The following is a 16,960-nucleotide window of genomic DNA, read 5'->3' on the forward strand; positions in this document are numbered from 1 at the left end:
GTCATGTCATTCAATATTACATCCGATCAGGGAGTCGTGACATTCACAATTACCCGACCTGAAGTCCGGAATGCAGTGAATCATGAAGTGATGGAAGGTCTTGAACAATTCATTGCTCAGATTGAGCAGAACAAATCAGTGAAATGGGGAGTCATCACATCTGCTGGCGGCAAAGCATTTTGTTCAGGCGGTGACCTGAGTGAGTTCCATGTGTTAGAAACATCTGCGCAGGCGCTTCCGATGCTTTCTAGAATGACAGAGCTATTGTATCGGCTTGCAACATTACCTGTACCAACACTAGCACTAATGGATGGAGCTGCAGTTGGGGGAGGCTGCGAAATTGCAGCGGCATGTGATTACAGACTGATGAAGTCCGGTGTCAAAGCAGGATTCATCCAAGGAACGCTTGCAATTACCACTGGCTGGGGCGGGGCATCGCTGCTTTATGAAAAAGAGTCCGGGCATAGTCATGTCCTTCAGCTATTGACTCGTGCGCAGCTTCATACAGCTGAAGCACTCGCTAAATGGGGCTGGATCACTGAACTTTATGAAGATGACAAACAGGCAGCACTAGATCAGTTTTTAGCGAAATTTGCAAATATAGAGTCCGATGTCTTACGGGCTTACAAGGCAATTGCTGTACGGAAATGGGAACAGTCAGACTTGAAGAGCAGGATGATGGAAGAATGCAATCAGTGTTCAATCCTCTGGGAATCCGAAGCACATCATGCAGCTGTGCGTCAATTTCGCAACCGATAAATGCTGAATATATAATTTGAATATTCAAAAGATAAATGAATAGTTGAAAACGGTTTCATTGTTCAGATAAACTAGTAAATAGATATTTGAAAATCATCTATCTGCAGCAAGCAAAAGTTGAGGAGGAAAACAATATGGCACAAGTACTTTCTACAATGACAGGAACAGTTTTCACAATTGAAGTTGAAGTTGGGCAAGAAGTGAAAAAAGGGGATGTCGTTGTTATCCTTGAATCAATGAAAATGGAAATTCCTGTTGAAGCTGAAATGGATGGAAAAGTGGCGTCTATCGCTGTTAAGGAAGAGGACTTTGTTGACGAAGGGGACCTTATTCTGACGTTCGAAGGATAAGCGGATTAACGAAGGGGGAGTTCACATGACAAACCACACAGAAGAACAAAAGGGGTATAATCATAAACTTGAACAACAGCTCGAGGAGATTTTTTCGGGCGGACAGCCGAAATATCATGAAAAAGCTGCTCAGCAAGGAAAGCTTTTTGTTCGGAAACGTCTGGAGTTACTGTTTGACGATGGTGAATATACAGAAGATGGACGTTTTGCGAATTGTGAAGCGGGTGACTTGCCTGCGGATGGTGTCGTCACCGCAATGGGGAAGGTTGGCGGCCAAACAGTTTGCGTTATGGCGAATGATTCAACGATCAAAGCGGGTTCGTGGGGATCCCGCACAGTAGAAAAAATTATTAGAATACAAGAAACGGCTGAAATGCATCGCGTTCCAATGTTGTATTTAGTCGATTCAGCAGGAGCCCGTATTACGGATCAGCTGGATATGTTTCCGAACCGCAGAGGGGCAGGGCGGATTTTCCACAATCAAGTGAGGCTTTCTGGATTCATTCCTCAAATTTGTGTGCTGTTCGGTCCTTCAGCTGCTGGCGGTGCTTACATACCGGCATTTTGTGATCTTGTAATAATGGTTAAGGGCAATTCTTCGATGTATTTAGGTTCGCCAAGAATGGCTGAGAAGGTCATTGGACAGAAAGTATCGTTAGAGGAAATGGGCGGTGCAGAAATGCATTGCACTGTCAGTGGATGCGGAGATGTACTGGCAGAGAACGAAGAAGAGGCGATTTCTGAAGCGAAACGCTACCTTGCGTTCTTCCCGGCAAACTTTACAGAGCCTGCACCTATAGCAGAACCTGTTGAGGCAAAAGCAGGACGAACACTGGAAGAAATCATTCCTGAAAATCAAAATGCACCGTTCAATATGTATGAAGCGTTGGATGTGCTGATTGATGAGGGAAGTTTCTTTGAGGTGAAAAAGAAGTTTGCTCCAGAATTGATTACTGGGCTTGCGCGTATTAACGGGAAGTCTGTGGGAATTATAGCAAACCAGCCGAAAGCAAAGGGCGGCGTGTTGTTTGTCGACTCTGCAGACAAAGGCGCCAAATTCATTAACCTTTGTGATGCTTTTTCAATTCCTTTGCTATTTCTAGCAGATGTCCCTGGGTTCATGATCGGGACTAAAGTGGAAAAAGAAGGGATAATCCGGCATGGGGCGAAACTGATAATGGCGATGAGCTCCGCGACTGTGCCGAAAATCTCAGTCGTCGTTCGCAAAGCATACGGTGCTGGACTGTACGCAATGGCAGGTCCAGCCTTTGAACCGGATGTTTGTATCGCACTGCCGACGGCGCAAATTGCAGTTATGGGGCCAGAAGCTGCTGTGAATGCGGTCTATTCAAACAAGATTGAAGCGATTGAAGATCCGAAAGAGCGACGTGCATACGTACTGGAAAAACAGCAGGAATACAAAGAAGAGATCGATATTTATCGTTTAGCATCAGAAATGATTATCGATGAAATCGTGAAACCTTCCGATTTGCGAGCAGTCCTTGCTGCGCGTTTTGAACTATACAGTACAAAGAATATTCCACAGCCGCCTCGGAAGCACCCGGTTTATCCAGTTTAAGTGATACGAGTATTGTCCGCCTGCTGGGCGGACTTTTCTCTTGATAAGGGGGGAGAGAATGGAAGTTGTGATTGCAGGTGCAGGAGCGATGGGACTTTTAATTGGTTCCTACTTAGCTGAATCAGGAATATCAGTTTCGTTTTTAACGAGACGAAATGAGCAAGCTGCAGACTTAATCGACAATGGCGTAAAAAGAATACATAATGGCAGTGTGAGTACGTTCCGTGTTCATGCATTTTCAGACATAGCACATGCTCCGAAGAATGCATTCTGGATTCTTGCTGTAAAATCCAAGGATTTAAGAGGTGTCGTGCAGCAATTGGAATTCGCTAAGCTTCCCGGCCATTTGATGTTTATCCAAAATGGAATGCGTCACTATGACCTTGCACGTTCTGTCTCAATATCTTCTGTTTCAATTGCATCACTCACGCATGGTGCAGGAAAAGTTGACGATCATACTGTCATTCATAACGGAGTCGGTGTTATGAGAATTGCTGCTCTTACCAGAAATCAGGAAGGTTCTTCCCGCTTATTTGAAGCTAGCTCTTCCATGTTTCCTATTGTGCAAGAACAAGACGCACACTCGATGTTGTTAAGAAAGGCAATTATAAATTGCTGTATTAATCCCTTAACAGCGCTATTGGAGCTGAAGAATGGAGAATTACTCACAAATATCACCGCACATGCACTCATGGAGGCAGTTTATAGTGAACTTGCATCAGGATATCCAGAAACAGTAAAAACATTGGCTTTTTCTGACGTGGAAAAAGTGTGCAGAAATACTTCAGACAACAGATCCTCCATGCTTACCGATCGGGATAATGGCATACCGATGGAGATTGACACAATTGTAAGTGCAATTCTTGAGGGGAAAGGTGAATGTATGCCTACACTCAAGGTGTTGGAAAGACTGTTGAAAGCAATGGATGAAAGGAAAGATGACGTGTGAAAGAAATCGTACAATTCTTGTTGTCATTAATCGTCATCGTGCCATATGTATTGACAGTTGCTTTGTTCGTAATGGTAAAACTGAGCGGGCGTTCTTCTGTAAAATCATTTCGTATTGCAGCAGATGTAACGGTGCCTTTTTTGTTATTGTCCGTAATCGTCTTACTCAGAATGATTTTAGAAATTCACGCCGGAATCACCATAATAGCAGGTGTCCTCATAATTGGAATTGGTTTTGCGGTAGCAGAAAGAATTCGCAGCAAAGAATTCAGAGTCCAGAATATGCTGCGCAATCTATGGAGAATGCTGTTTTTAATACTGTCATTGCTCTACATTGTCTTGCTTTTATCAGGTGTTGCAAAAACAGTGGCGGAATTTTTAAAAGTATAGCTGATTATTAAGCGTATGTTTTTAAACAACGACAATGGAGTGATATACTCAATCCATAAACAGTTGGTGAAAAAGGGGCTTAAACGATGGAAATTGCATCACAAAACGTACATAAAAGCGCCGTTATGGAAGCGTATGAACACGACGCACAGTTCAACAAAACGTTCTATGACTATACACTTAGCGCTGAAAGTTATACACAGCGACTCGCTGAATTGAAAAAACGTTCGTATCAGCGACAGGAGCTTGCCAGGACAATCCGGTCATTTATGGAGCCATTCGGGATTTCAGATGCTGCCGCTGCTCATATAGATGAGCTTTCCGACAATGGAGTGGCCGTTGTGGGCGGACAGCAATCTGGACTTTTGACGGGACCACTCTATTCCGTTCATAAAGCGATTACAGTTATTTTGCTTGCAAAACAACAGCGAAAAGAATTAGGTGTTCCAGTTATCCCGGTGTTTTGGGTGGCGGGTGAAGACCATGATATAGAAGAAATCAATCATATCTTTACCGAGCAGGATGGCCGTCCCGTAAAACAGCAATATCCGGAACGTTATGTTTTAAAGTCGATGGCATCGGATACTGAGTATGATGCAGAACAAATGGCGGAATACATTCGTTTAGTATTTCGTGATTACGAGGAAACAGCATATACAAAAGAATTATTGGAAGAAGTGCTTTCTTCTGCAGAACAAGAGCACACATTTACAAAATTCTTCGTTCGATTAATGAACAACCTATTCCAAAAACACGGACTGTTGTTCATCGATTCAGCTGACAAGACGTTGCGTCAGCTGGAATCCGGCTATTTCAAAAAACTGATTACAGAGTCTAAAACAATTGCTGAAAAGATTTCATTGAAAGAACGGTTATTTGAACAGCAGGGATTCGGAACACCAATTCAAGCTGCAGAGAATGCGGCACATTTATTTTACGTACATGAAACAGGCAGGGTGTTATTGAGCAGAAAAGATGATGTGTTTGTAAATGAGACAGCTGGTCTTCGGTTCACGGCTGAAGAACTTATTGCCATTGCTGAGCAGATGCCATGGAAGTTAAGCAATAATGTAGCTACGAGACCATTAATGCAAGATATGGTTTTTCCTGTTCTCGCATTTGTTGGAGGACCTGGTGAAATCGCGTATTGGTCTTTGTTAAAAGATGCTTTTAACCATTTAGAAATGAAAATGCCAATTCTAGTTCCTAGAATTTCGATAACGTTGGTTACTTCTGAAACACAGCATGCATTGAAGAAATCAGAGTTGACCGTGAATCAAGTGATGACTGGCGAAGTGATTAGCAGACGGGCACAATTTTTAGATGAACAAAAAGACGTCAAACTTGAACAGTTACTTCAAGAAACTGAAAACGTGATTCAGGAACAATACAACAAAATTGAGCAGCATATTTCTGATAAGGACCTGAAAAGTCTTGCTGAGAAAAATCGTGCGTATCACTTGCGCCAGCTTGCCTATCTTCGAGACAAATCTGAAGATGCCTTGTTAAGGAAGTACGCGGCGGCGATTCGGAACTACAGTTTAGTTGAGGGCGATTTGTGTCCTGAAAGAAATCTGCAGGAGCGTACGTATACGCCATATCCGTATTTAAACGTATATGGACCATCACTAATTGATGATTTGCTGAATGCTTCTTTACCGATTAACGGGCAGCATGTTGTCGTCTGCCTATAAATTATTTTTAAAGCATCCTAATTGCGCAGTCACTGTGCGAATTGGGATGCTTTTCTTTGTAATGAATGTCACAATCTCAATAAATGAAGTACTATTGATACATTTTCATTGCAATTTGGGAAATTGGTGGAGGAAAGTGGGGGGATGTGGTACATTAAATTTATATAGTGGGGTGAAGGGTATGTTCATGGGTGAATATCAGCATACTATCGATACAAAAGGCCGTTTGATAATCCCTTCAAAATTCAGGGAAGATCTTGCGGATGGATTTGTGTTGACTCGCGGCCTGGACAATTGTCTCTTCGGTTATCCGATGAATGAATGGAAAAAGCTTGAAGAAAAATTGAAAGCGCTGCCCGTGACTAAGAAAGATGCCCGAGCATTCACACGTTTTTTCTTTTCTGGTGCAACTGAAGTTGAACTGGACAAGCAAGGCCGTGTTAATATTCCATCTTCACTGCTTGGCTATGCCAAAATCTCTAAAGATTGCATGGTTATTGGTGTTTCCGGGAGATTTGAAATATGGTCTGAAGAAAATTGGCAGACGTATTACGAGGAGTCCGAGGAATCCTTTAACGATATCGCAGAAAACATTATGGACTTTGACTTTTGATAGTCAGGTTGGATTTTAGACGTTAATTTTAGAAAGCAGGCGGTACCCATGTTCGATCATACAACTGTATTACTTCACGAAGCTGTAGAAGGCCTTTCTATACAACCGGAAGGGATCTATGTCGACTGTACTCTTGGAGGCGCTGGACATAGTAAAGAAATTGCGAAACAGCTATCAGGAAAAGGCAGACTTATTTGTTTTGACCAAGATATGACTGCAATTGAAGCAGCAAAACAGACGTTATCCGAGTATTTGGATAGAGTGACGTTCATTCATGCTAATTTCAGTCAGTTAAAAGAGGAACTCCATAGAATTGATATAGAATTTGTAGATGGAATTTTGTACGATCTTGGTGTCTCTTCCCCTCAATTAGATACACCTGAACGCGGGTTTAGTTACAATCATGATGCGCCATTAGACATGAGAATGGATACAACAGCTCCTCTAACTGCTTTTGAAGTGGTGAATGAATGGAGTTATCAAGATTTACTGCGTATTTTCTTCCGCTACGGAGAAGAGAAGTTCTCAAAAAGCATCGCGCGCAAAATTGAAGAAGCACGTTCAGATAAACCGATTCAGACGACAGCTGAACTTGCAGAGCTTATTAAGACAGGTATTCCAGCCGCTGCAAGAAGAACAGGCGGACACCCGGCAAAACGAGTGTTTCAAGCGATTCGAATTGCAGTCAATGATGAATTAGGTGCAGCAGAAACGTCGCTGACAGACGCTATTGAGCTTCTTAATCCAAAAGGCCGGATCAGTGTAATCACATTTCACTCGTTGGAAGATCGATTGTGCAAGACGATTTTTAAAGAAGCCTCTTCTTTACCGGAGCTTCCTCCCAATTTGCCTGTGATACCAGAAGGGCTTGACGTCAAATTGAAATTAATTACCCGTAAACCCATTTTGCCAAGTGAAGAAGAAATAGAAGTCAACAAACGAGCGCGATCTGCAAAGCTTCGAATAGCTGAAAGAAAATGAAAAGGGGATGAGGATGAATGGCTCTAGAGCAGCGCAAAATCCAAACGAATTACATACCGGAACAGGAAACTCAAGCGAGTCCGGCATCGATACCTGCTCCGAAAACCCGGAAGATTTTCTCGCCGGGTGAAAAATTTTTAGCTGTTGCATTCATTGCTGCAGTTGTGATGTTTTCAACGATGGTGCTTCATACACAGGCTCAAATCAATGATACAAATAAAGATATGCACGTTCTTTCAAACAAAATCGAGGAAACATCAAAACAGAATATTGAATTGTCCAACCAAGTAAGCGAGAAATCGACTTATGAACGTATTTGGGAGAAAGCAAAAGAACTTGGCTTGAATCTTAATGAAAGTAACGTAAAGGTCGTGCCTGGACGATGAAGAAAAAGAAATTTCGATTTCAAGGTGGAGCCTTTCTAATGCTGTTGTTATTTGGAGGGCTCTTTTTCCTTTTGTTCGGAAGAATGCTTCAAATTCAAATAACCGGACAAATAGATGGACGGGCACTAGCGGCAATGGCAGATCAGAAATACTTAAGAGAAAGTGTATTAAAAGCAAATCGGGGACAGATTGTTGACCGTTCTGGAGAAGTAATTGCAACAGATACACTGAGCTATCGGCTGATTGCCGTTCTTAGTCAAGATGCGAGTAAGGGTTCTAAAAAACCGCAGCACGTCACAGATTTTGAACATACTGCAGAAGTGCTGAGCAAGTATATTGATATGGACAAGGAAGCCATCCTAAAACGATTCACAGGCGCTAAAGAAGGGGCGTATCAAGTTGAATTCGGAAAAGCCGGCCGCTCCATTTCAAATGAGACTGCAGATGCTATTAAAAAAGAAGACTTGCCAGGCATCCGTTTCTTTGAGGATAAAAAACGTCTTTATCCGAATGGGAATTTCGCATCGTATTTAGTAGGCTTTGCGATGCCGGAAGAAGATGAAGATAAAAACGTGAAAACGGTTGGTAAGATGGGGCTGGAGAAGACATACAATAAACAACTGACAGGAACTGACGGGAAAGCTGATTTTAAAACGGATCGATGGGGAATTCAATTACGTGATTCCAAAAAGAACATCGAAGCACCCAAGGACGGTCAGACGATCCAGTTAACGCTGGATAAAACTATTGAAAACTTTACAGAAGATGCGCTTAATCGTGCTGAAGAAAAATATCATCCTGAAAAAATGCTGGCAGTTGTAGTGAATCCAAAAACAGGTGAGATTCTTTCCATGAGCCAGCGTCCGTCCTTCCATCCGGGTACACGTGAAGGATTAACAGGGAATTGGCTCAATGAAGCTGTTGAGGAAACATTTGAACCGGGTTCTACAATGAAGATGTTTACACTTGCAGCAGCCATCGAAGAAAACAAATGGGATCCCAACGCTTACTATAAATCAGGACACTATGAAATTTATGATCAAACCATTCGTGATGTAAATAAAGTTGGATGGGGAATGATCACATTTCTTGAAGGATTTCAAAGGTCATCCAACGTCTCAATGGCATATTTGCTAGAGAAATTGGGAGACCAGACACTTATAGAATACTTTGAGGAATTCGGATTTGGGAAAAAGGTTGGAATTGACCTGCCAAATGAGGCATCAGGCATTCTGCTGGCAAATTATCCAAGTGAGCGACTCACAACTTCCTATGGGCAAGGGTCAACTGTAACGCCGATTCAGATGGTACAGGCAGCAACAGCTATCGCGAATAATGGAAAGATGATGACGCCTTATGTAATCGACCAAATCATTGATCCGAATACAGACAAAGTCGTCGAAAAACATGAACCGGCTGAGAAGAAGAGTCCAATTAGTGAAAAGACCGCTAAGCATGTGCGAGAAATCTTGGAATCAGTTATAACTTCTGAACATGGAACGGGTAAAAAGTTCGCCCTAGATGGATATGACGCAGGCGGGAAAACCGGTACTGCCCAAATTCCAAAAACATCTGGCGGAGGGTATATTGCAGGAGATGGAAACTACCTTTATTCATTCCTGGGAATGGCACCTATTGATGATCCACAATTATTAACTTATGTACTCGTTCAAAAACCGAAATTAAAAGCAGGTCAATATGGATCAGATCCTACATCTGAAATCTTCACTTCCATAATGGAAAGCAGTTTAAAGTATTTAAATATTGCACCTGATGCAGTGCAGCCTGATGAATCATTGAAATTAAAAGATTATACAGGTGAATCTTCAGAAAAAGTGACTGCCAGTTTAACAGAAGCAGGCTTGAAACCGATCGTTGTAGGGGAACCGGGCGAAGTTGCCGAGCAATCACCTTCAGTAAATACGAAGTTAACAAAAGGTTCGCTTGTACTTCTTAAAACTTCTGGAGCAACGACTCTTCCTGATTTTACGGGGTGGTCCAAAAAACAAGTGTTAGTGTTTAAGAGCTTCTCGGGTCTTGATATCCGATTGAACGGAGAAGGATTCGTTGTAAAACAAAGTCTCTCAAGCGGAGCATCGGTTTCGGATAATGATCCAATCGTAATCACATTGGAAGAACCCGAACAACACAACCAAACAAAGCCGGAATCAGAAGAAGAGCCTGAAATTATTGGCGGTTGATGAATAGCTGAGCATACTCTCTCATAAATTAGCTATAAAACGAGAGGTGTGAAGCTCTTTGAAAGAAATCATCGGTATGCGGTCTAAAAAGAGACTGCGGGCCGTGTTCATTATTTTTCTGCTGCTGCTCGGAGCAACGGTTGGTAAGCTATTTCACGCACAAATCATTAAGCACGAATGGCTAAAAGAGCGCGCACAAGCAAACTGGGATCGGGAAATTCCTTTTGGCGGTGTACGAGGAGAAATTGTGGATAGAAACGGAAAATTAATTGTCGGGAACCAGCTCGCTCCAACTCTTTACTTCATGCCGGCTCAGAACCCAGACCCTGAAGAAGCAGCGGCAAAACTTGCGCCGATATTACAAGTCGATCAAGTGAAGTTGGCAGAGAAAATGAGTAAGAAAGATTATATGGTCAAATTGGCGCCTGAGGGGAAAAATATTGCAAAAGCTCAAGCAGATGAGATTTCAGCGTTGAAGATTCCTGGATTATATACAGGTGTGGATTTCATGCGAAGTTATCCGAATGGAGAACTGCTGTCACGTCTATTGGGATTTACAGGATATGATGGTAAAGGGTTGGCCGGAATCGAATATGCATACAACGATTTTTTGGATGGAACAGGGGATAGAATCCGTATGTATACCGATGCAAGAGGTGTTCCGCTTCCGCATGTAGATGATGATTTCAAAGATGGAAAAGAGGGCTCATCAGTTGTTTTGACAATTGATGCAGAGATGCAGAAAATCGTTGAACGGGAACTTTCGCAAGCCATGGAAAAATATGATGCCAGCCAAGCACTTGCAATTGTGATGAATCCGAAAACAGGTGAGCTGCTCTCCTTAGCATCAGCGCCAACATTTGATCCAGCTAACTACCAGGACGCGAATCCTGATATTTATAATCGCAATTTACCGGTTTGGATGACATTTGAGCCGGGTTCTACATTTAAGATTATGACATTAGCGGCAGGACTGGAAGAAAAAGTTATTGACTTAGACCATGATTCCTTCAATGATCCGGGGTATACTATGGTAGGCGGAGCTCGCTTGCGATGCTGGAAGCGGGAAGGCCATGGCCATCAATCATTCCTAGAAGTCGTTGAAAACTCATGTAACCCGGGCTTCATAGAAATCGGCCGCCGGCTGGGGGAAAAGAAACTTTCTTCCTATATACGTGATTTTGGCTTTGGCGAATCGACGGAATCGGGTATAGCAGGCGAAGCAAAAGGAATTTTGTTTGCAGAAAATGCTTTTGGACCTGTCGAACAAGCAACGACAGCATTCGGTCAAGGGATTGCAGTAACGCCGATTCAGCAAGTGCAAGCAGTAGCGGCGGCAGTTAACGGCGGTATGCTGTACAAACCATATATCGTCAAAGAGATTATTGGCGCTGATGGGAAAGCAACACAATCATACGTACCTGAGATGAAGCGTCGAGTCATTAGCGAAGAAACATCTGCTGAAGTTAGAAGAGCGCTAGAATCTGTTGTTGCAAACGGATCAGGGCGCAATGCTTTTGTCGATGAAATTCGAGTAGGCGGAAAGACAGGAACAGCTCAAAAAGTTCAAGACGGAAAGTATAAAGAAGGAGACTACATTGTTTCCTTTATTGGAATTGCACCTTCAAATGATCCTGAACTAGTGGTCTATGTAGCGATTGACAGTCCTAAAAACTCAGTTCAGTTCGGCGGTGTTATTGCAGCACCGATTGTCGGAAGAATCATAGAAGAAATTGCACCGCTGGCAAGTATTGAACCGCAAAAAGACCAGGTGGAAAAAGAATATCGATGGGGAGACCCGTTGACACAAGAAATTCCTGATTTAAAAGGCATGACAAAAGACGAAGTTGCAAAGCAGCAATACACACTAAGAATTGAATGGCACGGAAACGGCAAGAAAGTCAGCAAGCAGTTACCTGTTGCAGGAACAGTAGTGAATGAAGAAGATGTAATTCACCTGTACACAGAGTAATCACACGAACACAACTGAACCAACAACTTGTTTGGGAATACAGAAGGAGAACTAAACATGACGCTCGTCACAACAATCACGGCAATTGCCGTAACATTCGGCCTTACGGCTATTTTGGGCTATGCCATCATCCCGTTGCTGAGACGGATGAAATTCGGGCAAAGCATCCGGGAAGAAGGACCGCAAGCCCACATGAAAAAAGCAGGAACACCAACAATGGGCGGACTGATTTTTTTAGTAGCGATTCTCATCGCAACGCCTATTTTGTCTTACATAAATGGCGTACTCACTACCCAGACAATCGTTCTATTGCTTGTTCTGGTAGGATTCGGGATTATCGGGTTCATTGATGACTTCATAATCGTAGTGATGAAACGAAATCTAGGTTTAACATCATTGCAAAAGCTGATTGGGCAAATCATTATCGCGATTTTCGCGTTTTTCCTATTGAAATTAGGACCTTTCGATACAGTAATTTCGATACCATTTACAGGATTTGAAATCGATATGGGAATCTTCTATGTTGTATTCTTGATTTTCTGGCTCGTTGGTTTCTCGAACGCTGTGAATCTCACAGATGGATTAGATGGTTTGGTATCAGGTACATCATCCATCGCATTCTCAGCATTCGGTATTTTGGCAGTATCCTATAATCAGCAAGATATCGCGATGTTTTCATTTGTTGTATCAGGTGCTATGCTCGGTTTCCTATTGTTCAATATGAAACCCGCTCGTGTATTTATGGGGGATACTGGTTCACTGGCACTTGGCGGTGCATTGGCAATGATTTCTATGCTCATTAAGCAAGAGTTCTTATTGCTTATTATCGGGATTGTTTACGTTATTGAAACACTCTCTGTGATCATTCAAGTAATTAGTTTTAAAACAACAGGTAAACGGGTATTCAAGATGAGTCCTATTCATCATCATTTCGAGCTTTCGGGATGGTCGGAATGGAAAGTGGTCCTTGTCTTCTGGGGGATTGCATTCTTAGCTGCAATTGTACCTGTACTTATGGAGGTGATGTAAATGCAGAATGCAGCTCAATTTTCCGGTAAAAAAGCACTTGTCCTTGGCTTAGCGAAAAGCGGCCATGCGGCGGCCTCGTTACTATCAGCATGCGGGGCATCTGTTACATTAAATGATTTTGCACCTGATAACGGAAATCCTCTTGCTGAAGAATTGCGGAAGCAGGGGGTCAAAGTGATCTGTGGCGGACATCCTGAAAATATCTTAGATGGCGGTTTCGATTTCATCGTCAAAAATCCTGGAATTCCTTATTCAAATCCTGTCATTGCACAGGCCGAACAATTTGGTATTCCGATTTGGACGGAAATCGAACTTGCCTATCTAATAAGTGAAGCACCAATTATCGGAATTACAGGTTCGAACGGAAAAACGACTACTACTACATTGCTTTACCATATGTTGAATATTGGCAATCGACATCCTTTGATTGCTGGTAATATCGGAACAGTTGCAAGTACAGTTGCCTCCAACGCGACAGTGGATGAAGTAATTGTCTTAGAAGCATCTTCATTCCAATTAATGGGGGTTGACGAATTCCGTCCTCATATCGCAATTTGGACAAATTTGTATGAAGCACATTTGGACTATCATGGGAGTGCTGATGCGTATGCTGAAGCAAAAGCTCAAATTACGAAAAACCAAACTCCGGCCGATTTCCTGATTTATAACGCAGACCAATCGGTTATTAAGCGATTCGTTGAAAATACAAAGGCTACTTTAGTTCCTTTTACAACTAAAGGACGTTCCACTGAGGGAATTTCAGCAGACAGTGAATCTATTTACTGGCTTGGAGAACCAATTATCCAAAGAATGAAAATCACATTGCCTGGCGCCCACAATTTGGAGAACATCTTGTCAGCAACCGCAGCTGCGTTGTTGTATGGCTGTGAGCGGAGCGCCATTGAAAGTGTTCTAAGTTCGTTTACAGGTGTTCGGCACCGCATGCAATTTGTAACGGAATACGATGGACGTAAATTTTATAATGATTCAAAGGCAACTAATACACTTGCAACTAAAAGTGCGCTGTCATCATTTGAGACACCAACGATTCTAATCGCCGGGGGACTGGATCGAGGTCATTCTTTTGAGGAATTGCGTCCACACATGACTCACGTCAAGGCTCTGATTGGAATTGGTGAGACTGGTGATCGAATCGTCCAATTTGCCGAATCATGCGGGATTGACATTGTCAAAGAGACAGGAAACCTTCGGGATGCGATTCAAGAAGCATACGCCGTATCTGATGCCGGGGATACCATCCTCTTATCTCCAGCCTGTGCGAGCTGGGATCAGTACCCTAACTTTGAAGCAAGAGGCGATGAATTTATCGAGACTGTGCAAAAACTTAAATCGTGAACTGTAAGTATTCATTAACTCTGTAAATCTAACAGCGAAAGGATGCATCCACTGCTTTCAAAGTATAGAATGCTCTTTATGTTTTCTGCAGTTGCTCTCACGGTTATCGGTGTTCTTTTCGTGCACTCAGCAGCAGCGTATTGGGGAGAAATCAGATATGCGGACGCAGCCCCATTTGCCGTCAAGCAACTAGTTTACATAGGTGTTTCCATTACAATCGCCTACTTAATGATGAGAACCCCGATTCTTTCGACAGAGAGATTTTGGACGATATTTTATATCGCAGCTATTGTATTGTTAACGTTAGTGCTGATTCCGGGTATTGGGGCGGTCAGGAATGGCTCGCAAAGCTGGATAGCTTTTGGTCCTATCAGTTTGCAGCCGGCAGAATTTGTGAAAGTGGCTTTAATTGGAAAACTTGCAATGAGTATGAAGATGAAATCGGGGCAGAGGGTATGGGATTGGCGTCATTTTGCATTGATTTTATTGCCCTTCGCTTTAATTATGATGCAACCTGACCTGGGTTCAGCCGTCATAATGATCGTTTCAGCATTTGTTGTATTGTTTGTAGCGGGTTATCCGTTAACGTTCTTTTCTCTTTTAGGTGTCACAGGAGTGGGAGCATTCACTGCATTAATCGCTGCAGCCCCGTATCGTTTGGATCGTATAAAGTCCTACATTGATCCGTGGAGTGATCCGCTAGGAAAGGGATTCCAGGGGATCCAGTCGTTATTTGCAATTGCGCCAGGAGGCTTGCTTGGACATGGTTTCGGAAATAGCCGGCAAAAATATTTGTACTTACCGGAGCCGCAGAATGATTTCATTTTTTCAATTATTGCTGAAGAAACCGGCTTTATAGGCGCAACCTCAGTTTTGCTGTTATTTGTCTGTTTGCTCATTGGAGCCTTCGGAATTGCTATTCGTACAAAAGGATGGAAAGAATGCTTAGTTGTATCCGGTATGGCATCCATTATCATTTTTCAAGCGTTTTTGAATGTCGGTGTTGTCTCAGGCCTGCTGCCGGTAACTGGTGTAACTTTGCCATTCATCAGTTATGGAGGGTCTTCAATGCTGACAACATGGCTGGCAGTAGGGGCGATCTTACATTTTTCTAGACAAAAGAAAGATTGAGTGAAAAGGAGGGGGAGGAAATGGAAAAGGTTATTGATATCGAGGAACGGATCCCATCTATGCGCAAAAAGCGTCGTAAAAAAACCAATCGAAAGTTTGTGTTCATTTTACTCATATTTGTTATCATCCTCCTCGTCCTCCTTTACTTTCAATCACAAGCGAGTAAAATCGATGCTGTTGAACTGAATGGTGCTGTGCTTCATGATAAGGATTTCTATTTAAAACAAGCTGGCATCGCTTCTGGGGACTCCATTTGGGGGTTTAGTGCGGATGATGCAAGGAAGCGCCTAAACGGCGTTGAAGGAGTACAGAAGGCTTCAATTTCACGCAAATGGTTTCGTGATGTGCACATTACAATCCAGGAATGGAAACCCATTGCGTGGATCGATCGAAAAGGGCAATACGACCTTATTCTTGAAGATGGAGAAGTTTTTGTACCGGATACAGAGCCGACTATCGATATCCCGATTGTCACTGGATTCGAAGATGCAGATGTACGAAAACTTCTTGCCTCCCAGCTTGTGGAGTTAGACGACTCCGTGTATCAGCTCGTTTCTGAAATTAGGGAACCTGATGAGTCTGATGGGGATCGCGTGATTTTGTATATGGATGATGGTTATGAAGTTCATGCGACACTTGGAACATTGGCGGACAAGCTCTCTTATTATGCGGAGATTGTAAATCAGCTGAATGGTTCTGAAAAAGGCGTGATTGATGTGGAAGTAGGAACATATTTTACACCATATAGTAAATTGTATGGAAATGAAGAAGAAACAGCAGATGAAGAAAATGCGGAAGAAGAAAAAGGTGATGACAGTGAGTCTGAAGACGAGTGACCGGAAAAAAAGAAATAACCGTATTTCTTACGCTCTCGTATTTTTAGTGCTTGGTTTCATTTTTTCTTTCTCCTATAGGACACTTGGTCCAGGTTCTGAAACCCAACAGCTAAGAGCTCAAGTCGATACGGAAGAAGAAGGATTTCGCGAGCAGCTGATTGAGCAAAAAGAACGGAATAAGCAGCTGACAGATGAAATCTCTGCTAAGCAAAAGTCGATTGCAGAAGTTGAACAGTCGTTAAGTGATTCCGAGGAAAATCATGACCAGCTTGTTGAAGAAGCAAAAAGCCTGCGGTTGCTTCTTGGCGTGGTTCCTGCGAGCGGACAAGGTGTACGGGTCGAACTCGCAGATGGAAACTACGACCCAGCCCAGCAGAATCCGAATGAATATATCGTCCACGAGAGTCAAGTATTGTTAGTAGTCAATGAACTTAAAATTGCTGGAGCGCAAGCATTATCTATCAATGGACAACGCTTAAATGCGAATTCAAGTATAAAATGCACGGGGCCAGTGATTACAATTGATGGACAAACGTACCCTGCTCCTTTTGTGGTGGAGGCAATTGGCGATTCCAATGCGCTTAACTCTTCCATAATGCTAAAGGGGGGCGTTATGGATACTCTGATGTCAGACAATATTGAAATGAAAATTGAAAAGTTGAAAGAGATCACAATGCCTGCATTACGTGATGACATACAAGGATAATTCAAACCGGCGAGAGGGGATGAGTATGT

The 16,960-nt window shown here is 42.7% G+C and carries 16 protein-coding genes; all 16 read left to right on the forward strand.

From position 1 onward, the window contains the following. Positions 1 to 3 precede the first annotated feature (3 nt). The 16 genes from PGH26_RS04440 to PGH26_RS04515 all read left to right on the forward strand — a co-directional run bounded on the left by PGH26_RS04440 (position 4) and on the right by PGH26_RS04515 (position 16,931). Positions 4 to 759, forward strand: a complete 756-nt coding sequence (locus PGH26_RS04440; RefSeq protein ID WP_323692814.1) for an enoyl-CoA hydratase/isomerase family protein — start codon at positions 4 to 6, stop codon at positions 757 to 759. A 134-nt stretch (positions 760 to 893) separates the two neighbouring features. Beyond that, positions 894 to 1,109, forward strand: coding sequence for a biotin/lipoyl-binding carrier protein (locus PGH26_RS04445; protein WP_025785162.1), 216 nt, complete (start codon positions 894 to 896; stop codon positions 1,107 to 1,109). Positions 1,110 to 1,134: 25 nt separating this feature from the next. Further along, positions 1,135 to 2,688 carry an acyl-CoA carboxylase subunit beta gene (locus tag PGH26_RS04450; RefSeq protein ID WP_323692815.1) on the forward strand — a complete coding sequence of 518 codons (1,554 nt, stop codon included), beginning with the start codon at positions 1,135 to 1,137 and terminating at the stop codon, positions 2,686 to 2,688. A 58-nt stretch (positions 2,689 to 2,746) separates the two neighbouring features. Further along, positions 2,747 to 3,637, forward strand: coding sequence for a 2-dehydropantoate 2-reductase (locus PGH26_RS04455; protein WP_323692816.1), 891 nt, complete (start codon positions 2,747 to 2,749; stop codon positions 3,635 to 3,637). Continuing rightward, a complete protein-coding gene (locus PGH26_RS04460) occupies positions 3,634 to 4,026 on the forward strand; it encodes a DUF3397 family protein (RefSeq protein ID WP_323692817.1) in 393 nt (130 codons plus the stop codon). The genes PGH26_RS04455 and PGH26_RS04460 overlap by 4 nt, the downstream gene beginning before the upstream one ends. 86 nt (positions 4,027 to 4,112) lie before the next feature. Further along, positions 4,113 to 5,720: a bacillithiol biosynthesis cysteine-adding enzyme BshC gene (gene bshC, locus PGH26_RS04465; protein WP_323692818.1), complete on the forward strand. Its 1,608-nt coding sequence runs from the start codon at positions 4,113 to 4,115 to the stop codon at positions 5,718 to 5,720. Positions 5,721 to 5,901: 181 nt separating this feature from the next. Then, positions 5,902 to 6,333 carry a division/cell wall cluster transcriptional repressor MraZ gene (gene mraZ, locus PGH26_RS04470; protein ID WP_039041852.1) on the forward strand — a complete coding sequence of 144 codons (432 nt, stop codon included), beginning with the start codon at positions 5,902 to 5,904 and terminating at the stop codon, positions 6,331 to 6,333. Between the two features lie 48 nt (positions 6,334 to 6,381). Continuing rightward, a complete protein-coding gene (gene rsmH / locus PGH26_RS04475) occupies positions 6,382 to 7,314 on the forward strand; it encodes a 16S rRNA (cytosine(1402)-N(4))-methyltransferase RsmH (RefSeq protein ID WP_323692819.1) in 933 nt (310 codons plus the stop codon). A 17-nt stretch (positions 7,315 to 7,331) separates the two neighbouring features. Then, positions 7,332 to 7,700 carry a cell division protein FtsL gene (gene ftsL / locus PGH26_RS04480; RefSeq protein WP_323692820.1) on the forward strand — a complete coding sequence of 123 codons (369 nt, stop codon included), beginning with the start codon at positions 7,332 to 7,334 and terminating at the stop codon, positions 7,698 to 7,700. Positions 7,701 to 7,738: 38 nt separating this feature from the next. Further along, complete coding sequence (locus PGH26_RS04485) at positions 7,739 to 9,901, forward strand: penicillin-binding transpeptidase domain-containing protein (RefSeq protein WP_323692821.1); 2,163 nt, start codon at positions 7,739 to 7,741, stop codon at positions 9,899 to 9,901. Positions 9,902 to 9,977: 76 nt separating this feature from the next. After that, positions 9,978 to 11,873, forward strand: coding sequence for a stage V sporulation protein D (locus PGH26_RS04490; RefSeq protein ID WP_323693464.1), 1,896 nt, complete (start codon positions 9,978 to 9,980; stop codon positions 11,871 to 11,873). Positions 11,874 to 11,930: 57 nt separating this feature from the next. Continuing rightward, positions 11,931 to 12,902 carry a phospho-N-acetylmuramoyl-pentapeptide-transferase gene (mraY, locus tag PGH26_RS04495; protein WP_323692822.1) on the forward strand — a complete coding sequence of 324 codons (972 nt, stop codon included), beginning with the start codon at positions 11,931 to 11,933 and terminating at the stop codon, positions 12,900 to 12,902. Continuing rightward, positions 12,903 to 14,258 (forward strand): UDP-N-acetylmuramoyl-L-alanine--D-glutamate ligase, encoded by a 1,356-nt coding sequence (murD, locus tag PGH26_RS04500; protein ID WP_323692823.1) that lies wholly within the window; start codon positions 12,903 to 12,905, stop codon positions 14,256 to 14,258. Between the two features lie 78 nt (positions 14,259 to 14,336). Beyond that, entirely contained in the window at positions 14,337 to 15,389 is a 1,053-nt protein-coding gene (gene ftsW, locus PGH26_RS04505; RefSeq protein ID WP_323692824.1) for a putative lipid II flippase FtsW, read from the forward strand. A 20-nt stretch (positions 15,390 to 15,409) separates the two neighbouring features. Beyond that, positions 15,410 to 16,225, forward strand: coding sequence for a cell division protein FtsQ/DivIB (locus PGH26_RS04510; RefSeq protein ID WP_323692825.1), 816 nt, complete (start codon positions 15,410 to 15,412; stop codon positions 16,223 to 16,225). Then, positions 16,170 to 16,931, forward strand: a complete 762-nt coding sequence (locus tag PGH26_RS04515; RefSeq protein WP_323692826.1) for a DUF881 domain-containing protein — start codon at positions 16,170 to 16,172, stop codon at positions 16,929 to 16,931. The genes PGH26_RS04510 and PGH26_RS04515 overlap by 56 nt, the downstream gene beginning before the upstream one ends. Positions 16,932 to 16,960: the final 29 nt, after the last annotated feature.

Origin of the sequence: Sporosarcina jeotgali (assembly GCF_033304595.1) — a bacterium.
Classification (GTDB): domain Bacteria; phylum Bacillota; class Bacilli; order Bacillales_A; family Planococcaceae; genus Sporosarcina; species Sporosarcina jeotgali.